This is a genomic window from Brevundimonas sp. NIBR10, from assembly GCF_027912515.1.
GTDB lineage: Bacteria > Pseudomonadota > Alphaproteobacteria > Caulobacterales > Caulobacteraceae > Brevundimonas.
Window position 1 is genome coordinate 1891372 of record NZ_CP115464.1, and the last position, 19695, is coordinate 1911066.

16 protein-coding genes are annotated in these 19695 nt (G+C 66.9%); 9 read left to right on the top strand and 7 right to left on the bottom strand.

Going from position 1 to position 19695, the window contains the following annotated elements; translation table 11 throughout:
• Positions 1-84: 84 nt before the first annotated feature.
• The 4 genes from mreC to rodA are packed head-to-tail and all read left to right on the top strand — an operon-like array spanning position 85 to position 4791.
• Positions 85-1080, top strand: coding sequence for a rod shape-determining protein MreC (mreC, locus tag O5K39_RS09380; protein WP_271147001.1), 996 nt, complete (start codon positions 85-87; stop codon positions 1078-1080).
• Complete coding sequence (locus O5K39_RS09385) at positions 1077-1601, top strand: hypothetical protein (protein WP_271147002.1); 525 nt, start codon at positions 1077-1079, stop codon at positions 1599-1601. The genes mreC and O5K39_RS09385 overlap by 4 nt, the downstream gene beginning before the upstream one ends.
• Entirely contained in the window at positions 1598-3631 is a 2034-nt protein-coding gene (mrdA, locus tag O5K39_RS09390; protein WP_271147003.1) for a penicillin-binding protein 2, read from the top strand. The genes O5K39_RS09385 and mrdA overlap by 4 nt, the downstream gene beginning before the upstream one ends.
• The gene (gene rodA, locus O5K39_RS09395; RefSeq protein WP_271147004.1) at positions 3628-4791 is read left to right on the top strand and encodes a rod shape-determining protein RodA; all 1164 of its coding nucleotides are present in this window, start codon (positions 3628-3630) and stop codon (positions 4789-4791) included. Before mrdA ends, rodA begins: the two co-directional genes overlap by 4 nt.
• Positions 4792-4930: 139 nt before the next feature.
• On the opposite strand, the gene pip is transcribed toward rodA, so the two are convergent.
• On the bottom strand, positions 4931-5905 hold the full coding sequence (gene pip / locus O5K39_RS09400; protein ID WP_271147005.1) for a prolyl aminopeptidase: 975 nt from the start codon (positions 5903-5905) through the stop codon (positions 4931-4933).
• Positions 5906-5928: 23 nt separating this feature from the next.
• Positions 5929-6294, bottom strand: a complete 366-nt coding sequence (locus O5K39_RS09405) for a DUF423 domain-containing protein (RefSeq protein WP_271147006.1) — start codon at positions 6292-6294, stop codon at positions 5929-5931.
• A 48-nt stretch (positions 6295-6342) separates the two neighbouring features.
• Here O5K39_RS09405 and O5K39_RS09410 point away from each other — a divergent pair, with 48 nt between their 5' ends.
• On the top strand, positions 6343-7506 hold the full coding sequence (locus tag O5K39_RS09410; RefSeq protein WP_271147007.1) for an MFS transporter: 1164 nt from the start codon (positions 6343-6345) through the stop codon (positions 7504-7506).
• 3 nt (positions 7507-7509) lie between these two features.
• On the opposite strand, the gene O5K39_RS09415 is transcribed toward O5K39_RS09410, so the two are convergent.
• Together O5K39_RS09415 and O5K39_RS09420 are read right to left on the bottom strand one after the other, a co-directional pair.
• Positions 7510-8178, bottom strand: a complete 669-nt coding sequence (locus O5K39_RS09415; protein ID WP_271147008.1) for a hypothetical protein — start codon at positions 8176-8178, stop codon at positions 7510-7512.
• 140 nt (positions 8179-8318) lie between these two features.
• Positions 8319-9920, bottom strand: coding sequence for an isocitrate lyase (locus tag O5K39_RS09420; RefSeq protein WP_271147009.1), 1602 nt, complete (start codon positions 9918-9920; stop codon positions 8319-8321).
• Between the two features lie 153 nt (positions 9921-10073).
• Here O5K39_RS09420 and O5K39_RS09425 point away from each other — a divergent pair, with 153 nt between their 5' ends.
• From O5K39_RS09425 to O5K39_RS09435, 3 genes are read left to right on the top strand one after another with little or no spacing between them, the layout of a single operon-like run.
• Positions 10074-11471, top strand: a complete 1398-nt coding sequence (locus O5K39_RS09425) for a helix-turn-helix transcriptional regulator (RefSeq protein ID WP_271147010.1) — start codon at positions 10074-10076, stop codon at positions 11469-11471.
• A gap of 44 nt (positions 11472-11515) precedes the next feature.
• The gene (gene uxaC / locus O5K39_RS09430; protein WP_271147011.1) at positions 11516-12931 is read left to right on the top strand and encodes a glucuronate isomerase; all 1416 of its coding nucleotides are present in this window, start codon (positions 11516-11518) and stop codon (positions 12929-12931) included.
• Positions 12928-14400: a mannitol dehydrogenase family protein gene (locus O5K39_RS09435; RefSeq protein WP_271147012.1), complete on the top strand. Its 1473-nt coding sequence runs from the start codon at positions 12928-12930 to the stop codon at positions 14398-14400. Before uxaC ends, O5K39_RS09435 begins: the two co-directional genes overlap by 4 nt.
• On the opposite strand, the gene O5K39_RS09440 is transcribed toward O5K39_RS09435, so the two are convergent.
• The gene (locus tag O5K39_RS09440; RefSeq protein ID WP_271147013.1) at positions 14397-15305 is read right to left on the bottom strand and encodes a rhamnogalacturonan acetylesterase; all 909 of its coding nucleotides are present in this window, start codon (positions 15303-15305) and stop codon (positions 14397-14399) included. The genes O5K39_RS09435 and O5K39_RS09440 overlap by 4 nt on opposite strands.
• Positions 15306-15380: 75 nt before the next feature.
• Positions 15381-18752 carry a TonB-dependent receptor gene (locus tag O5K39_RS09445; RefSeq protein WP_271147014.1) on the bottom strand — a complete coding sequence of 1124 codons (3372 nt, stop codon included), beginning with the start codon at positions 18750-18752 and terminating at the stop codon, positions 15381-15383.
• A gap of 212 nt (positions 18753-18964) precedes the next feature.
• Between O5K39_RS09445 and O5K39_RS09450 the strand changes: the two genes are divergently transcribed.
• Positions 18965-19417, top strand: coding sequence for a hypothetical protein (locus O5K39_RS09450; protein WP_271147015.1), 453 nt, complete (start codon positions 18965-18967; stop codon positions 19415-19417).
• 4 nt (positions 19418-19421) lie between these two features.
• Here the strand turns inward: O5K39_RS09450 and O5K39_RS09455 are convergent, their stop codons facing one another.
• Positions 19422-19607 carry a (2Fe-2S)-binding protein gene (locus tag O5K39_RS09455; protein ID WP_271147016.1) on the bottom strand — a complete coding sequence of 62 codons (186 nt, stop codon included), beginning with the start codon at positions 19605-19607 and terminating at the stop codon, positions 19422-19424.
• Positions 19608-19695 lie beyond the last annotated feature (88 nt).

Consider the following 19695-nt stretch of genomic DNA (forward strand, 5'->3'; position numbering starts at 1 on the left):
CCCAACGGGCGCGAATTTTGCAATAGGCTGCGATATCGGCGGGCGGTGTCCCGGTGATTCCATACCCTTACCGGAAAGGCTGCCGTGGCGTTTCGCGACGGACCGTTCGAGAAAGTCAAAGTCCCGCTGGCATGGACCGCCGCGGTCGCGGTCGTCGTTGCCCTGGCCGCATCCGTCATCCTGATCGTCAGCGACCGTCGCGGCGGGGAGGGTGGTGATACCTACGCCCCCGTCCGGGCCGGTTTCGACGCCGGGGTTGGGCCGGTCAACGGCGTGCTGGCGGCCCCGGTGCGTTGGGCAGGAAGCCTCAGCGACGGGGTCCGTGGCTATTTCTTCGCCGTGTCCGAGAACCGCAAGCTCAAGCGCCAGCTGGCCGAGCTGGAGCCGTGGCGTGACCAGGCGATCGCGCTGAAGAACGTCAACGCCCGATACGAGGCCATGCTGGGCCTGCGCACCGAGCCGCCGGTCGATATGGTCACGGCCCGGTCGATCTCCGACGCGCGCGGCCCCTTCGCCAACGCCCGACTGATCGACGCCGGTGCCGCCAAGGGCGTACGCATCGGCAACCCCGTGATCAATGAGCAGGGTCTGGTCGGAAGGATCACCGGCACGACCGGCAACGTCAGTCGCATGCTGCTGCTGACCGACGTGGCCAGCCGGACGCCGGTGCTGATCGACCGCACCGACGCACGCGCCATGCTGACCGGCGACGGCAGCGGTAATCCGCGTCTGGAATACATTCGTGGTGTCGGCGCGCTCCAGGCCGGCGACCGGGTCCTGTCGTCCGGGGACGGCGGCGGCATTCCGCGCGGCGTGCCGATCGGGGTTGCGGCCAAGGGGATTGACGGCACCTGGCGGGTCAAGCTGTTCAGCGACCGGGGTGCCATCGACTATGTCCGCGTCATGCTGTTCCAGGACTTCGGCCAGCTGGTGAACCCGGAGGCGCTGAACGCCGCGCCGCTCGCAGGCCTGACCTCCGCGCCTGCGCCCAGTGCGACCCAGGCCGCCGCCATCGGCGATGCCGCCGCCCGCCGCGCCGCTGCGCCGGCCACGCCTGCTCCTGCGGGAGCGCCACGGTGAGACGGGCGGCTACGGTCCGTGTCGTCGGCCCGCTGCAATGGATCGTCTATCCGGCCCTGATCGTCATTGCCCTGTCGATCGTTCTGGCTACGCCGGTCGAGCTGTTCGGGCTGAAGCTGCCCGAGCCGATCCTGCCGATGGTCCTGGCCTTCGCCTGGCCCCTGATCCGGCCGTCGATGATCGCGCCCCTGGTGCTGCTGTTGCTGGGTCTGTTCGTCGATCTGCTGCTGGCAGGCGCACAGCCGCTCGGGGTCTGGTCGCTGAGCCTTCTGGTCGTCTACGGCGTAGTGCTGGCGGCGCGGAACCTGCTGGCGGGACAGGAGACCCAGATCCTGTTCATCTGGTACGCCTGCTGCACCCTGCTGGCCTTTCTTCTGACCTATCTGATCGTCAGCATCCAGGCGGCGAACGCGCCCAGCATCCTGTCTCTGTTCGGTCAGATGATCCCGACCCTGCTCCTGTTTCCGATCGCCAACATCATGATCGAACGCTTCGACGACGGCGATATGCGGCTGCGATGAGCAACGAGCCCTCGATCTTCTTTTCGGACGTCAACGAGCGTCAGGGGTCGTTCCTGCGCCGGACCTTCGTGGTCGGCGGGGCGACAGCCCTGGGCGTCGCGGCCCTGACCGCACGGCTGGCCCAGCTCCAGGTCGTTCAGGCCCAGGAGTATTCGACGCTCGCCAGCGAGAACCAGTTCAACTTCCGCCTTGTGCCGCCGCCGCGCGGGCGGGTGCTGGATCGCAACGGCGTCGTCATCGCCGGCAACCGCCCCAGTTTCCGCGTCCTGGTCGTGCGTGACGAGACCAAGGATTTGGACCAGACGCTGGACCTTCTGGGGCGGCTCCTGCCCGACACCATCGACCGCCGCCGCGCCATCATCCGCGACGTCAACGCGGCGCCGCGCTTCAGTCCCGTCCCGGTCAAGACCGACCTGTCGTGGGAGGAGTTCGCCCGGGTCAACCTGTATGCGCCCGAGCTGCCGGGCGTCATGGCCGACATGAACGAGACACGGTTCTATCCGTTCGGCGGGTCGTTCGCCCACGTCATCGGCTATGTCGCCAAGGTCACCGACCGCGACATCAAGGCCATCCGGGACAAGGGCCAGGAGCCGCCCACCATCCTGTTCAATCCGGGTTTCCGCATCGGCCGCTCCGGCGTCGAAAAGGCCCTGGATGCCGACCTTCGTGGCGAGGCGGGCGGCAAGCGGGTCGAGGTCGACGCCCGGGGTCGTGTCGTGGCCGAGGACATCGGCGGTTCGCGCCCCGCCATCAATGGCAAGGACGTGGTCCTGACGCTCGACGCCGACGTGCAGAACCGGGCGCTCGAGGTGTTCGGCGACGAGAGCGGTGCCTGCGTCGTGATGGATGTGCGCAACGGCGACATCCTGTGCATGACCTCTTCGCCGTCGTTCGATCCCAACCTGTTCGTCGGGGGGGTGCCGTCGCGGATTTACCGGGCGTGGAGTGATTTCGAGCGCAAGCCTCTGCTGGACAAGACGATCAACGGCGTCTTTCCGCCGGGCTCGACCTTCAAGCCGGCGACGGCCCTTGCCCTGTTGGCGGCGGGGGTCGATCCTGCGGATCGGGTCAACTGCAGCGGCGTGTTCCGCACCGGCCAGCGCTGCTGGGGTCGGCACGGCTCGCAGGATATGCACGAGGCCATCAAGAACTCGTGCGACATCTATTTCTACACGATGTGCAATCGCGCGGGCGTCGACGGCATCCGCGACACGGCGTTGAAGCTGGGCTTCGAGCATGTGTTCGACATCGGGGTCGACAACCAAAAGAAGGGGCTTCTGCCGTCGACGGACTGGAAGCGCCGCACTTTCCCGCGCGATCCGACCTGGCATCCGGGCGAGACGACGTCGGTGGCGATCGGCCAGGGGGCGGTGACCGTCAACGCCCTGCAACTGGCGACCTATACGGCCCGTCTGGCCAACGGCAAGAAGGCGATCCTGCCCCGTCTGATCAAGTCGGTCGGGGGTGTCGAGCGACCGTCCGGGGCCGCTGTGCCCGACCTGCCGTTCAATCCGGCCCATATCGAGATCGTGCGTCAGGGCATGATCGCGGTGGCCAACGATCGGTCCGGCACCGCCTATCGCCAGTCGCAACTGGGGCTGGGCGACATCCAGATGGCCGGCAAGACCGGCACGGCCCAGTCGCGCGACTATGGCTCCGGCACCCGCAAGTCGAACGTCTGGGCCGAGAAGGACCACAACCTGTTCATCGCCTTCGCACCGGTCGATGCGCCCCGTTACGCTGTCGCCGTCATCATCGAGCATGGCGGCCGGGGCGGCGGCACGGCGGGTGCGCCGCGCGCGCGCGAGGTGATGCGCACGGTGCTGCTCAAGGATCCCGAGATGCGCGAGCGGATCACCCGCCCGCCGCCGCCCGAGGCGACAGGGCCCCAGATCGACGAGGGTGACATCGGTGCCGCGCCCGAACCGGCCGTGGCACCGCCGACGCCGGCGCGTCGTGCGTCCTCCGCGCCGGCCCGTGACCCCAATGTGCCCCCGGGCTTCACCCCCTATCAGGCGACGCCCCGATGACCGCCTCGGCCCTGACCCGTCCCGGCGAGCGCGAGCGGCTGTCCACCAAGCTGGGCGAGATCGAATGGCGGCTGGTCGCCCTTCTGTGCGCGGTCGCCATGGTCGGCACGGCCATGCTCTATTCGATCGCCGGCAGCAGCTGGAACCCCTGGGCGATCGATCATCTGATCCGGTTCGGTGCCCTTCTCGTCGCCATGCTGGGGCTTTCGCTGGTGCATCCCCGATGGTGGTTTCGTGCCGCCTATCCGATGTACGGAGTGCTGCTGATCCTGGTGCTGATGATCGAGTTCACGCCCCTGGGCTATGAGCCGGCGGGTGCCGGCGCCAAGAACTGGCTGAACCTGGGCTTCATGCGCATTCAGCCCGCCGAGTTCTTCAAACTGGGTCTCGTCCTGGCCCTGGCGCGCTGGTACCACGACCATACCGCCCAGGAGGCGCGCTGGTCCTGGAAGCTGATCTTCCCGGCGGCCATGGTCGGCGTTCCCTTTCTGTTGATCGCCAAACAGCCGGATCTCGGATCGGCCATGATCATCGGTCTGACTGGGGCGGCGATCATGTTCGTTGCGGGGCTCAGCTGGAAGATCATCGCGGCGGGCGGCGTCGCGGCCCTCGTCACCGTGCCGCCCTTCGTCATGTTCGGGATGCACGAGTACCAGCGCAATCGCGTCCTGACCTTCCTGAGCCCCGAGTCCGATCCGACCGGCACGGGCTACAACATCATCCAGTCGAAGATCGCGCTGGGATCGGGCGGTCTGCTGGGGCGCGGATATGGCCTCGGCAGTCAGAGCCAGCTGGAGTTCCTGCCCGAACGCCAGACCGACTTCATCTTCTCGACCCTGGCCGAGGAGTTCGGCTTCGTCGGGTCGTTCGCCGTTCTGGCCTGTTATGTCGGGATCATCCTGATCGCCCTGCGCATCGCCTCTCTGGCGCACAGCCATTTCGGCCGGGTCGGCTCTGCTGGGATGACCGCCTTCTTTGCCCTGTTCGTCCTGATCAACGGCGCGATGGTGATGGGGCTGGCTCCGGTCGTGGGCGTGCCCATGCCGCTGTTGTCCTATGGCGGCTCGTCCATGATGACGGTGATGATCGGCTTCGCCTTCATCCTGTCGACCCGGGTCCACCGCTATGCCGAACTGCCCAAGGGGTATGGGGCATTCTAAGGTCTCTCCCTCCCCTTCATGGGGAGGGACGGCGAAGCGAAGCGAAGCCAGGGTGGGGTCCGAACGAGCGGAGTGACGTCCAACACAGCCCCACCCGGATCGCTGCGCGATCGTCCCTCCCCATGAAGGGGAGGGAGAGCTAAAGCCCCGCCGCCCAGTCCGTCGCCCGCACCAGGCTGTCCACGATGCCCGGCTCGCTGGACGCGTGGCCTGCATCCGGCACGATATCCAGCTTCGCTTCAGGCCAGGCCTGGCTCAGGGCCCAGGCGCTGGCGATGGGGGTGACCACGTCGAACCGGCCTTGCGCGATCCAGCAGGGGATGTGGCGGATGCGGCCGATGTTCTTGAGCAGCCAGCCTTCCTCCGGGAAGAAGCCGCCGTTGGTGAAATACCAGTTCTCGATCCGGGCGAAGGCCAGGGCGAAGTCGGGTTCGGCGAACTTGTCGGGCCGAGCCGAAGGGCCCTCGACGCTGACGGTCTCGCCCTCCCAGCTGGACCAGGCGACGGCGCAGGCCTCGCGCTCGTCCTTGTCGGGGCCGATCAGCCGCCGATAGTAGGCGCCCATCAGGTCGTGGCGTTCATCCTCGGGGATCGGGGCGACGAACCGTTCCCAGGCGTCGGGGAAGATCATCGAGGCACCGTCCTGATAGAACCAGTGCAGCTCCTTCTGGGTCAGCAGGAAGATGCCGCGCAGCAGCAGGGCCTCGACCCGCTCCGGGTGAGTGATCGCATAGGCCAGGGACAGGGTTGACCCCCACGAGCCGCCGAATACCGCCCATTTCTCGATGCCGCAGCGTTCACGCAGGGCCTCGATGTCCTCGATCAGGGTCCAGGTGGTGTTGTCCTCCAGCGAGGCGTTGGGCCGCGACTTGCCGCAGCCGCGCTGGTCGAACAGGACGATGCGGTATTTGGCCGGGTCGAAATAGCGCCGCATCCCCGGATTGACCGCCCCGCCGGGACCGCCGTGCAGGACGACCACAGGCCGCCCCTGGGGGTTGCCGCATTCCTCGTAATAGATCTCGTGCTCGGTCCCGGTCTGCATCCAGCCGGAGGCGAAGGGCTCGATCTCGGGATAGAGCTCGCGGCGCGGCGCGTCGGGCGTAGGAAAGGCCATGGGCGGAGCGTCTCGACGATGGATCAGGCGCGGGAGGGAGGATTCCGCAATGCGGCAAAGGCGAGCAAAAGCCAAGCCGCAATCATCAGAACCCCGCCGACGGGGGCGACGGCGCCGAACGACGGCTCCCGCCCGGTCAGGATCATCGCCACGCAGAAGACCAGCCCGCCCACGACCGCCAGCCAGCCGGCGATGTCGCTCAGGCGGCTGCGCAGGGGCCAGACGGCACAGGCCAGGGCCAGCAGGGCGTGGACGATCTGATAATGGGCGCCGGTGGTCAGCAGGGTCTTGATCGCCGGTCCGGCCCCATGGGCACCGAACGCTCCGACCATGACGGCCATGGCCCCGTTCAGGGCGGCGAAGACGGCGAGGTTTCGGTTCAGGGTCATGATCGATCCGTAGCGCACCGGCGCGCCTTCGTCTGCTAGGGAGCGGCCATGAAGTCTTCATGGCGCATGGCGCTGCAATACATCCTGGTGTTCGGGGCCAATGGGGTCAGCCTGCCCTTCATCGGGCTGTGGCTCAGGGCGCGGGGCCTGGACGGGGCCGAGATTGGTGTGTTGCTGGCCGCGCCGATGCTGGGGCGGATCGTGACCGGCCCGGCGATCGCCCTGTGGGCCGACGGGTTTGCGCACAGGCGGACGGCGATCGCGTTTCTGGCGGTGCTCGGCACGGCCGCCTATACCGCCATGCCCGTCGTGGACGGGTTCGTATGGTGGGCACCGCTGTGGTTCGTCGCGGCGACCTGCGCCGGGGCCCTGATGCCGCTCAGCGACGTGCTGACGATGCGGCTGGCGGCGCGCGAGGGATTTGCCTTCTCCGTGCCGCGGGGGTTCGGGTCGGCGGCCTTCGTCGCGGCCAATGTCCTTGTGGGCGCGCTGCTGGTCACCGGGTCGGTCGATCTGGTGATGGTCTGGCTGATCGCGGCCGGGGTGTTGCTGATCGTCTGGGCGCGGTTTGGATTGCCTGCGGAGCCGGTGCTGGAGGGTGGGCCGGCGGCGGGGCTGGAGCGGTTTCGGGGCCTGCATCGGCTGCTGACCGATCCGATCTTCATGGCCGCCATCGTCGCGGTCGGCTGCATTCAGGCCAGCCACGCCTTCTACTACGGATTTTCCGCCATCCTGTGGAAGGCGGCAGGCGTGCCCGAGAGCCTGACCGGCCTGCTGTGGGGGGCGTCGGTCGTGGTCGAAATCGCCTTCATGTGGTGGATCGATCCGTGGCGGCGACGGATGGGTATCGGGCCGCTGCTGATGCTGGGTCTGGGCGCGGCCGGGGGCGTCGTCCGCTGGGGCCTGTTCGCGCTGGAGCCGCCGCTGTGGAGCCTGTGGCCCTTGCAGGTGCTCCACACCTTCACCTTCGCCGCGACCTTCCTGGCCGGAGTACAATTGGTCGAACGGCTGAGCCCGCCCGACAGTCATACGGCGGCCCAGACCCTGAGTTCGATGCTGTCATCGGGCGTGCTGATCGGCCTGGCGACCCTGGCGTCCGGGCCGCTGTTCGACCGGTTCGGAGCAGGGGGGTATTGGGCCATGGCGGCGCTGGCGGCGGTCGGCGGGTTGGTGGCGTTGGGGTTGGGACGGTCCAGCCGGGTCCGAGGCTGATCTTCAGAGGATCGCCAGCAACAGCAGAACTAGAAGCAGGACCGCAAGCGCCCGGGCGGTTGCCCAGAGCGTAATGAGCGCCGCGCGTAGGTAGGACGTCGAGAGCTTGTTGCGAAACCAGAGCGTCTGAACGGCCAGAAACCAGGTCGCTCCCATCGCCATCACTGCGAGCCCAAGCGGGTTGGCAATGTCGGCGCGTCGCAGAATGATCCCGCCGATGGAAACCACCATCACGCAGGGTGCCGCCAGATAGCACTGGGCGTAGAACGGTGCCCGCAGGGTCTCCCGGCTAAGCCTCTTGCCTTGCCGGTGGACAAGGCTGGCCGCTGCGATCAGGGGGATCAGGCTGAATATCAGGGACCGGAACAGGATCAGGTTCTGCTGAGACGCGGCCAGCGTCTTCATGGCGGTCGAGGTCGCCTCGAGGTCGGCCACATGAGCCTCGATGCCGATCAAATTCCACAGGACGATCGTCGCCAGAAGCACCAGTGGTGGGCTGAGCCCGTCGTCATAACGCTTCTCGTCGGTGTCGGACTGCTCCCGGTCCGAATAGTCCATCGTGGCCAGTGGGCGGCGGAGGATGCGCCACATCGTCAAGGGGTAAAAGATCAGCCAACTGGTGCCCTCGAATACGAACTCCTCGAAACTCCTCAGGATCTTGAGAAAGTCCATCGGGACTCCTTGGACGACCGACCCCGACACCGTGACGGGCGCCGGTTGACTGTCAAGTCCGTCGGCGAGTGCGAGCCGGCCAAGAAAAAGGGCCGACCCCCTTTCGGAGACCGGCCCAAGGTTCAGGCTCGTAGGATAAATCAGGCGGCTTCGCCGAACTGGTTCATCGTGTTGTGGGCACCGCCGGCCTTCAGGGCGGCTTCGCCGGCGAAATACTCCTTGTGGTCGTCGCCGATGTCGGAGCCGGACATGTTCTGGTGCTTCACGCAGGCGATGCCCTGGCGAATCTCCTCGCGCTGGACCGCCTTGACGTAGCCCAGCATGCCCTGGCTGCCGAAATACTCGCGGGCCAGGTTGTCGGTGGACAGGGCGGCCGTGTGATAGGTCGGCAGGGTGATCAGATGGTGGAAGATGCCCGCCCGTTTCGCCCCGTCCGCCTGGAAGGTGCGGATGCGTTCGTCGGCCTCGGCCCCTAGAGGCGTGGCGTCGTAATCGACGCTCATCAGTTTCGCCCGGTCATAGGCCGAGACGTCCTTGCCCTCGGCCGACCAGGCGTCGAACACCTGCTGACGGAAGTTGAGCGTCCAGTTGAACGAGGGCGAGTTGTTATAGACCAGCTTGGCGTCGGGGATGACGGCGCGGATGCGGTCCATCATGCCGGCGATCTGCTCGACGTGAGGCTTTTCCGTCTCGATCCACAGCAGGTCGGCGCCGTTCTGCAAGGAGGTGATGCTATCCAGGACGCAGCGGTCTTCACCCGTTCCGGCGCGGAACTGGAACAGGTTTGAGGGCAGGCGCTTGGGCCGCAGCAGCTTGCCGTCGCGATTGATGATGACGTCGCCGTTGGACAGCTGATCGGCCGAGATTTCTTCGCAGTCCAGGAAGCTGTTGTACTGATCGCCCAGGTCGCCCGGCGTGTTGGACACGGCGATCTGCTTGGTCAGGCCGGCGCCCAGGCTGTCGGTGCGGGTGACGATGATGCCGTCCTCGACGCCCAGTTCCAGGAAGGCGTAGCGACAGGCGCGGACCTTGGCCAGGAAGTCCTCGTGCGGGACCGTAACCTTGCCGTCCTGGTGGCCGCACTGTTTCTCGTCGGAGACCTGGTTCTCGATCTGGAGGGCGCAGGCGCCCGCCTCGATCATCTTGCGCGCCAGCAGATACGTGGCCTCGGCATTGCCGAAGCCGGCGTCGATGTCGGCGATGATCGGGACGACGTGGGTCTGGTGGCCGTCGATCGCCTGCTGGGCCTTGGCGGCGGCGACCTCGTCACCGGCGGCGCGGGCGGCGTCCAGGTCGCGGAACAGCATGCCCAGCTCACGTGCATCGGCCTGACGCAGGAAGGTGTAGAGCTCCTCGATCAGGGCCGGGACCGAGGTCTTCTCGTGCATCGACTGGTCGGGCAGGGGGCCGAAATCCGAGCGCAGGGCGGCGATCATCCAGCCGGACAGATACAGATAACGGCCCTTGGTCGTGCCGAAATGCTTCTTGATCGAGATCATCTTCTGCTGGCCGATGAAACCGTGCCAGCAGCCCAGCGACTGGGTGTATTGCGACGGATCGGCGTCATAGGCGGCCATGTCGGCGCGCATGATGCTGGCGGTATAGCGGGCGATGTCGAGGCCGGTCTGGAACCGGTTCTGCAGCCGCATGCGCGCCACGGCCTCGGCCGAGATGCCCGACCATGGGCCGGCCTTGGACTCGATCAGGGCGCCGACTTGGCGGATGTGATCCTGGTATGACATCGAAATTTCCTGCGTCTGGAAGCGGGTGTTGAACGCCGGATAGGCCCCGATGCTGCGCCTGCGAAGGCGCTGCGAAGTCGAGTTGTCAAACTTTACAGAGATCTGGTGTAATGCTGTAAGGATGGCGATGCTGCCGCCCGGAGACGCCTTGCGATGATGACGCCCCGCCGCCTGTTCGTCGGTCCCAGCCTGCGCCGGATTCGGCGTGACCTGGGCCTGACCCAGGCCGACATGGCGGCGGACCTGGAGGTATCGGCCTCCTACATCGCCTTGCTGGAGCGCAACCACCGGCCGCTTACGGCGGACATCCTGCTGCGGCTGGCCCAGACCTACAAGATCGACATGGCGGCGCTTGCCCGGTCGGACGGGTCGGAGATCACGGCGCGTCTGCACGGGGTGCTGAAGGATCCGATGTTCGCCGACATCGACCTGCCGCCGCTGGAGAACGCCGACCTGGCGACCAACTTCCCGGGCGTCACTGAGGCCCTGTTGAGGCTCTACACCGCCTATCAGGAGGAGCATCTGGCGCTCGCGGACCGCGGGGTCGAGGCGCTGGACGGAGATGAGGGCGCACCCGACCCGGTGGGGGAGGCGCGGCGGTTCCTGGCGGCGCGGAGGAACAGTTTCCCGACCCTGGACGACGCGGCCGAACGGCTGGGCCAGACCCTGACGGACGAGGGTGGGCTGGCGAAGCATCTGCTCACCCGTCACGGGCTGACGGTGCGCAGGCTCCCCACCGACGTCATGGTCGGGTCGGTGCGTCGGCTGGACCTGCACCGGAAGCAGCTGCTGCTCGACGACGCGCTCGACGCCGCCAGCCGCACCTTCCAGATGGCGCAGCAGGTCGCCCACCTTGAGATGGCCGACGTCATGGACGCCGTCGTAGCCTCCGCGACCTTCGCCACCGACAGCGGCGAACGGCTGACCCGGCGGGCCCTGGCCAGCTATGCGGCGGCGGCGATCGTCATGCCTTACGGCGCCTTCGCGCGGGCGGCGGAGGCGAAACGCTATGACATCGAGGCCCTGGCGCGACAGTTCGGGACCAGTTTCGAGCAGACCGCGCACCGGCTGACGACCTTGCAGAAGCCGGGGTCGGAGCGCGTGCCCTTCTTCTTCATTCGGGTCGATCCGGCGGGCAATGTGTCCAAGCGGCTGGACGGGGCGGGATTTCCGTTCGCCCGGCACGGGGGCGGCTGCCCGCTGTGGTCGGTGCATTCGGCGTTCCGCACGCCGCGCGAGATCGTCACCCAGTGGCTGGAACTGCCCGACGGCCAGCGGTTCTTCTCCATCGCCCGGACGGTGACGGCGGGTGGCGGGGGTTTCGGCGCACCCCGCGTGGAGCGGGCCATCGCGCTCGGCTGTGCGGCCGAGCATGCGGGTCGGCTGGTCTATGCCGATGCGACGCCCCCTGCGCCGACCCCCATCGGCGTGACCTGTCGGCTGTGCCACCGCACCGAATGCACGGCACGATCGGCCCCGCCGATCGGCCGCCAGATCCTGGCCGACGACATCCGGCGGACCTCGGCCCCGTTCGGGTTCACCGATACCTGAAAGGACGTTGACACCGGTTCCCCCGTGCAGGATTCATCCCGGCGATGACCCAGTCCCTTCGCCTTCATCCCGACCGCCTGTTCCCTGTCGATCCCGACACGCGCGGTGTGGCGCGGCGTCTGTATGCGCAGATCAGGGACCTGCCGATCATCAGCCCGCACGGGCACACGGACCCGTCGTGGTTTGCCGGCAATGAGAACTTCGCCAACCCGGCCGAGCTGCTGATCACGCCCGACCACTACGTCTTCCGCATGCTGCATTCGCAGGGGATGGCGATGGAGGATCTGGGGGTTCCGCGTGCCGACGGCGGTCCGGTCGAGACCGATCCGAGGGCGATCTGGCGGCGGTTCGCATCGAACTATCACCTGTTCCGGGGCACGCCGTCGCGGATGTGGCACGACTGGGTCTATGCCGAGGCCTTCGGCATCGACGTGCGGCTATCGGCCGAGACGGCGGACCACTATTACGACGTCATCGACGCGGCCCTGAAGACCGAGGCGTTCAAGCCGCGCGCCCTGTTCGAGCGGTTCAACATCGAGGTGATCACGACGACGGAATCGCCGATCGACACCCTGGAGCATCACAAGGCGATTGCGGCCTCGGGCTGGAAGGGGCGGGTCCTGACCGCCTATCGGCCCGATCCGGTGGTCGATCCCGACTATGAGGGGTTCCGCGACAATCTGAAGGTCCTGGCCGACCAGACCGGCTTCGATACCCTGACCTGGGACGGATACCTGGACGCGCACCGGGCGCGGCGGGCGGTCTTCGCGTCGATGGGGGCGACCTCGACCGACCATGGCCACCCGACCGCCTTCACCGCGGACCTGTCGAAGGCGGATGCGCAAGCCCTGTTCGCCCGCGTCTCGACGGGCCCCGCGACGCCTGCCGACGCCGAACTGTTCCGGGGCCAGATGCTGACCGAGATGGCGGCCATGTCGGTTGAGGACGGGCTGGTGATGCAGCTTCACCCCGGATCCTTCCGCAACCATTCGGCCACGGTGTTTGAGCGGTTCGGCCGGGACAAGGGCTGCGATATCCCCACCCAGACGGATTACGTCCGGGCGCTCAAGCCCCTGCTGGACCGGTTCGGCTCGGACACCCGCCTGACCCTGATCCTGTTCACGCTCGACGAGACGTCCTACAGCCGCGAACTGGCCCCGCTGGCCGGGCATTATCCGGCGCTGAAGCTGGGGCCCAGCTGGTGGTTCCACGACAGTCCCGAGGGGATGCGGCGGTTCCGCGAACAGACGACCGAGACGGCGGGCTTCTACAACACCGTCGGCTTCAACGACGATACGCGGGCCTTCCTGTCGATCCCGGCGCGGCACGATGTGGCGCGGCGGATGGACTGCGGCTTCCTCGCCAAACTGGTGGTCGAACACCGGATGGAGGAGGACGAGGCGCATGAGCTGGCCCATGCCCTGACCTATGGGCTGGTCAAGGCGGCCTACAGGCTGTGAGCCGGCTGTCGGACGCTTCGCTGTCGCGCCTGCCGGCCGAGGTCGCCCGGCCCGGCTACGACCGGGCGGCGGTCAGGACCGGCGTGGTCCACCTGGGCATCGGGGCCTTCCACCGGGCGCACCAGGCGGTGGTGTTCGACGATGCCCTGGCGTCAGGCGACCTGCGCTGGGGGGTGCTGGGCGCGTCGCTGAGGTCGCCCTCGGTGGCCGAACAGCTGAACCCGCAGGACGGCCTCTATACCCTGGTGGTGCGCGACGGGGCCGAGGAGCGGCTGAGGATCATCGGGGCCGGCAAGGAGGTCATGGTGGGGCCGCAGGACCCGGCGGCGCTGGTGGCCGCCATGGCCGATGCGGACGTCCACATCGTCACCCTGACGGTGACCGAGAAGGGCTATCGCCTCGACCCGGCGACGGGCGACCTGATGCTGGACGACCCCGAGGTCGCGGCCGATCTGATCGACATCTCCAGGCCGATCACGGCACCCGGCTTCATCGTTGCGGCCCTGAAGGCGAGGAAGGCTGCGGGGCTCAAACCCTTCACGGTCATCTCTTGCGACAACCTTCCCCACAACGGCAAGCGGATCCGCGCCGGGGTGCTGGAGATGGCCCGGCGCATCGATCTGGACCTGGCCGACTGGATCGCGGCCGAGGGGGCCTTCCCCCAGACTATGATCGACCGGATCGTGCCCGCGACCATCCCCGACGACATCGACCGGCTGGAAGCGCGGCTCAGATTCCGCGACGAGGGCATGGTCAAGGCCGAGCCCTTCACCCAGTGGGTGGTGCAGGATTGGTTCGCGGGAGAACGTCCGGACTTCATCGCGTTCGGGGTCCAGCTGACCGAGGCCGTCGAGCCTTGGGAGGACGCCAAGCTGCGCCTGCTCAATGGCGCCCATTCGGCGGTATCCTATCTGGGCGCCCTGTCCGGCCACGCCCATGTGCATGAGGCCGTGGCCCAGCCGGCCCTGCGCGCCGTGGTGCTGCGCCTGTGGGACGAGGCCCAGACGACGCTGAACCCGCCGCCGGGGCTCGACCTCGCCGCCTATCGCACGGCCCTGATGGCCCGGTTCGACAACGCCGCCCTGATGCACCGGACCTATCAGATCGCCATGGACGGCTCCCAGAAGCTGCCGCAGCGCCTGCTGCACACCATCGAGGCCCGGCTGGCGGCCGATCAGTCCATCGACGCCCTCGCGCTCGGCGTCGCCGCCTGGATGCGCTGGCAGGACGGGGTGGACGAGGCGGGCAACCCCTATGTCGTTCAGGACCCGCTGGCGGCCGAGACGGCGCGATTGCTGGTTGGGGCGGATACGGATGAGGCGCGGGTCGACGCGCTGCTGAGCCTGTCGGCCGTGTTCTCGGCTGCGCTTGTGGCCGATAAGCGATTCAGGTCGGCGGTGACGGCGGCCTACAGCGGATTGCGGCGGGACGGAGCCCTGGGCACCGCGGCAAGGTTCCTGACCGCCTAAAGGATCAACGCCCGCCGCAACGCCGGCACAGCCAGGACCAGGTCACGCGTCACCAGGTCGGCGAAGAAGTCGGCACCGACCGTGCCCAGGTGGGTGTAGTCGAACGACAGCTTGGCCTGGCCCATCGGCTCGACCGCCGCATTGTTCTGGGCTGTCACCGCGACCGCCGGGGTGTTCGGTGCCACCGGGGCGGGTGCAACCGGGGCGTTGCCCGACGCCGGGATGGTGGTCCCCGTCAGCAGGGCGGCACCGACCTCGGGCAGCGGCGCGGCCTGGGCGAAGCGCGCCGACATCGCAGGACCCAGGGCCTGAACGGCGGCGGCGCTGGAGGCATTCAGGTCCACCAGGGGCGTATTGGTTTCGACGGCGACCCGGCGGATGGCCTCGGCCCAGGGATCGAGGTCGTTCTGCAACTGGCCGTCTACGAACTGGCGGCGGGTCAGGGGCGTGACCAGGACGGGGATGGCACCGCGCGCACGGGTCTCCTCGACATAGCGTTTCAGGTTGGCGGGAAACTCGGTGGCGAGGTCGGTGGAGCGGCCCGGCTTGCCCGGCTGGTCGTTGTGCCCGAACTGGATCAGCACATAGGTGGCGACATAGTTGGGCGTGGACATCTCCCCCAGCGCGATGTCCCAGGACCCCTCGGTCCGATAGTTGCCGCTGCTCCGTCCGCCGCGCGCCAGATTGGTGCAGGTCAGGAACGAGGTGACGTGCTGTGCGCAAAAGCTTGGACCCCAGCCGCCGGCGACGGCGGTGGTGGAATCACCGACGAGAATGATCTTCGACGCCCGGATGGGCTGGGCCGGCGGAACGACGTTGGCGGGGGTCGGGGCGGTCGTCTGGGCCAGAGCGGGGGAGGCCATGAGGGCGACACTGGCGGCCGCGATCTTCAGGGTCAGGCGCATCGTCAATCGGTCCTTGAAAGAAAAACGGCGCCGGCCGAAGCCGACGCCGTGTCGAGGTTCAGGAGAGATGGGTGATCAGAACGTCATCCGTGCGCCGACGAAGAACTGACGGCCGTTGCGGCCATAGGAGGTCGTGACGGGGTCTTCCGAATAGGCCCAGCGGTCATTGGCCTGGTCGGTCAGGTTCAGGGCTTCGGCCGTGACGCTGATCAGATCGGTGAGCTTGTAGGTGGCCGAGAAGTCGATGTTGGTCGTCGCCGCGCTACCACCGAAGTCGTTGACCAGCGGGCTGTCGCAAACGCCGGGATCGCAGGTGCCGGTCGCGAGCGGATACGTCGTCTGGTATTCGGCCCGGTAGGAGGTCGAAACCCGAGCGGTGAACTTCTCGACCTCATAGTAGAGCGTGAAGTTGAACGCATCCGGCGAAGCGCCGAGGAATGGTCCCTTGCCCACCACCAGCGGCTGCGGGCTGAGGATGTAGTTCAGCTCGCTCTCGATGTGGGTGTAGTTGGCCTGGATGCCCAGGTTCGAGAAATACCAGGGCAGGAAGCGCAGGTTCTGCTGATAGGCGATCTCGATGCCCGTCAGGGTGCCGCCCGGCGCATCGCGGAACTGGCGGATGCCAAAGACCTGGTTGCTGTCGATATAGGCGCGCTGGTTGGCAAGGTTCACATTGGGCACGGCGCCCGGTGCGTCGAGGAAGGCTTCACGCAACTGGGCGATCTGATCGGCGGTCAGAATCTCCGTCAGACGCCCCTCGCCGACCAGAGTCTGCGGGAAGCTGGAGATGTCCTTGTTGAACACGGCGACCGAGAACAGGGCGTCGCGGGCGAAGTACCACTCGATCCCGAAGTCGAGGTTGGTGGCGCGGAACGGCTGCAGCTTGGGATTGCCCAGGGTGATGGAGCCGCCGGTGGTCGTGCCCGCCGTATTGGGCACCGAGAAGGCCGTGATGCTAGGTGCCAGGTTACCCAGCAGCGGACGCGCCATGACCTTGGCCGCGCCGAAGCGCAGATAGAGGTCGTCCATCACCTCATAGACGAGGTTGACCGATGGCAGGGTGTCATCATAGTCGTTAACCGCCCGAACCGGACGGGCCGTGGTGGTCAGGCCGGCGGATTCCAGCTCGGTAAGGGCGTAGCGGACGCCGAGGTTACCGCGCAGTTCGCGATCGAACAGCAGGGTGTTGAAGTCGGCCTGGAGATAGAAGCTGGTGTCCACTTCATCCACGCCGAACTTGCTGGCGGGGCTGCGCAGATCCGACAGACGCCAGTCGCCGTAGGTGTTGATGCAGTCGCAGTCGAAGCCGTAGCGGGCCTTGAACGCTTCCAGGTTTGGCGCCCAGAATGAGGTCGGCATGCCGGCCGGCACATCCAGACCCTGGCCCCACTGAACCAGTTGACCCATTTCACGGGTGTTGGTCCGGGTGGCGCCTTCCAGGAAGCTTGGGTTGACCGTGTCGCCGATCAGCCGCTCAAACTGGTTGGTGCTGAAGCCGAAGCGACGCTGACCGCCGCCGAACTTGAGCGTGATCTGGTCGTTGGCGTCGAAGGTGAAGTCCAGGCGGCCGCCGCTATAGGTGTTCTCGGTCTCGCGCCGATAGTGGCGGATGGCCGAGAAGCCCTTGACGAAGTCCCACTTGGTCGGATCGGCCACATCGAAACCGAAGTTCATCAGCGGGAAGTCGCCGCCGCCCCGTGCGTCATAGATGAAGTAGTCGTTGCCCGGGGTGCCGTTGCCGGAGTCCATGCGGTTGAACTCGGCCAGCAGGCCGGTGCTGACGTTGGTGGACTTGGACGCGCCGTAGAGGGCCTGCATCCGGAACCGGTCCGAGAACTCGTGATCGACGTGCACCGACAGCTGCTGGAACTCGGTGGTGTAGGCTCCGGAGTCCGCCGCCGAACGCATGTCGACGTTGCCGAGCTTCAGATACTCCGCCTGAGACCCATCGGCGCTGAGCGCCGCATCGATCAGTCTGATCGCAGGACGCCCGATGAACGAGCCCCGCGCCGCCAGGCCATAGGCGTCCGCCACATAGCCGGGCGAGTTCGTGTTATTGTAGTATTCGTAGGTGTCGAGGTTGTTAGGGTTGAAGCTGAAGGCATAGCCAGGAACAAGGTTTGTTCCCCCGCAATCGATCGCGTCACGAATCCTGGCGCCGTCCGCTCCGGTCAGAACGCCTTGCGCCGTACAGTTGGCATAGAGGCCCCGCCGCTGGGTTGCCGAACCCTGGTTGGTGTTGGCTGTGCCGGCGCTGGGGGCACCCGGACGGGCGGTATTGAAGCTGTAGTTGGTGGCGTTGGGGATGACGCCCGAGGTGTTGTTGCGGTTCAGGCCGACCGGAACGATCTGATAGTTGACCGATTCACTGTCGAACTTGGAGAAGAGGCCGTCCAGGCTGACCGTAGTACGATCGGTCGGCCGCCATTGGCCGCTCAGCGTCACACCGACGCGCTCCTGGCTGATCTCGCGATGGTTGACGGTCGGCAGGGCGGGAATACGCACCAGCGACCCACGCCCCGTGCCGTTGATCAAGGCATAGGCCGCCGCATTTGACCCGGTAAGCAGCGCCAGGGCGTTGGGGTTGGTCACGTTCGGGATAAGCGAGCCGGTCGGCAGGGCGAAGCCCTGGCGTTCGGTGCCCGCCGGGCTGCTGGTGCCCTGGAAGGTCGCGCCACGATAGGCGTAGTCGCTCTGGCCGGCCTGGCGCTCATAGGTGTCGCTGAGCGTGTCGCGCTTGTTGTAGGCGATCGACCCCAGCAGACCGAACTCGCCCAGACCGTTGACCGACCAGCGGTCGGAGGCCAGCAGGGCGACACGCGGATTGTGCTTTTCGCCGTTCTCGTAATAGGCGTCCTGAAGCGACACGGCGAAGCGACGACCGCTGAAGTTGAATGGTCGTCCGGCGACCAGATCGACGGTAGCGCCCAGCGCGCCTTCATCGGTTTCAGCCGAGGCGGTCTTCTGGACCTTCAGCGAGCTGAACAGTTCCGAGGCGAAGGTGTTGAAGTCGAAGCCGCGCCCGCGGTTGGGGCTGGAGCCGGCGTCGTTGGAGCCGGAAGTCGACAGGGTCTCTAGGCCGTTCAGTCGCACGCGGGTGAAGTCGCCGCCCAGACCACGAACCGAGATCGTCCGGCCCTCGCCGTTGTCGCGATCGATCGACACGCCCGGCAGGCGCTGCAGCGATTCGGCCAGGTTGGCGTCGGGGAAGTCGGCGATGTCCTCGGCGTTGATCGCGTCGACCATCACGTTCGAGTTGCGCTTGGTGTCCAGGGCGCGGCGAAGGGCGGCGCGGAAGCCGGTGACCACGATTTCATCGACCTCGGCGACTTCGTCCTGCGACGGCTCGGCGGGCGTCGTCTGGGCCGCGACCGGGGCGGCGAAGGCGGCGGTCATCAGGGCGACTGCGGAGGCGCAGTAGAGCGCGCGGGTGCGTGAGTTCAACATTTCGGGTCTCCTCCCAGGGTGCCCGCCCCTCTGTGGGAACTGGACAGAATCTCGCCGACTTTTGGCCCGCTGAATAAGGCGATGTCTGACACCGGTGTCAACCACAGAAATGAAACGTCGTACAAATCGCCGCCTCTGTGACAATCTGCACAGGTCCCATTCGGCGGAACCGGCGACGACACGGAGGCATTTGCGCGGGGACGGAGGATGTCATGGCCAGATTGAAGGTCTTCACATGGTCTGACGGCTTCCACGCCTTTACCGTGGCGGCGTCATCGCGCCCCAAGGCCTTGAAGGCATGGGGTATGAGCCAGGACATCTTCAAGTCGGGGTTGGCGCGGGAGATCACCGATGGCCCGGCCTTCGACGCCGCCCAGGCGCAGCCGGGTGAGGTGATCCAGACGGGGGAGGCAATCGATCCGGGCGAAATTTCAAAGGCACCCCGACGCGGGCCCGATTCCGGACCCACGCCTGCTCAGAAGGCGCGGGTTGCGGACCTAGAAGAACGACTGGAACGCCTCGACGCCAAACAGGCGACCGAGATGGGCAATATCGCGGCCGAGGTGGCCGCGTTACAGAAACAGAGGTCGGTTCTGGAAGGTAACTATGAGGCGGCGCGGCGTGATCTGGTTGCTCGCCTGAAGGCGGCGCGGGCCAGCCGTTGAGCCCTTATTCAGCCGCCATGGCGTAGATTTCGCGGCTTTCCTGGATCATCGCGCGCATCTCGCAGACGCACTTGGCGCACTGGGCCTGGCACTGGTTGCGGGCGAAGACGTCGCGAGGGCGCGTGGCACCCGCCTCGATGGCGAGGGCGACGTCACGCTGGCGAAGGCCATTGCAGTTGCACACGTACACGGAAAGGCAGATCCCGAAGCCGAACTGAGAATGGTTCTCTGTAGCACAGATTCCTGCGCCTGCAAGTCGTTCGCATTGTCGCGGGTTG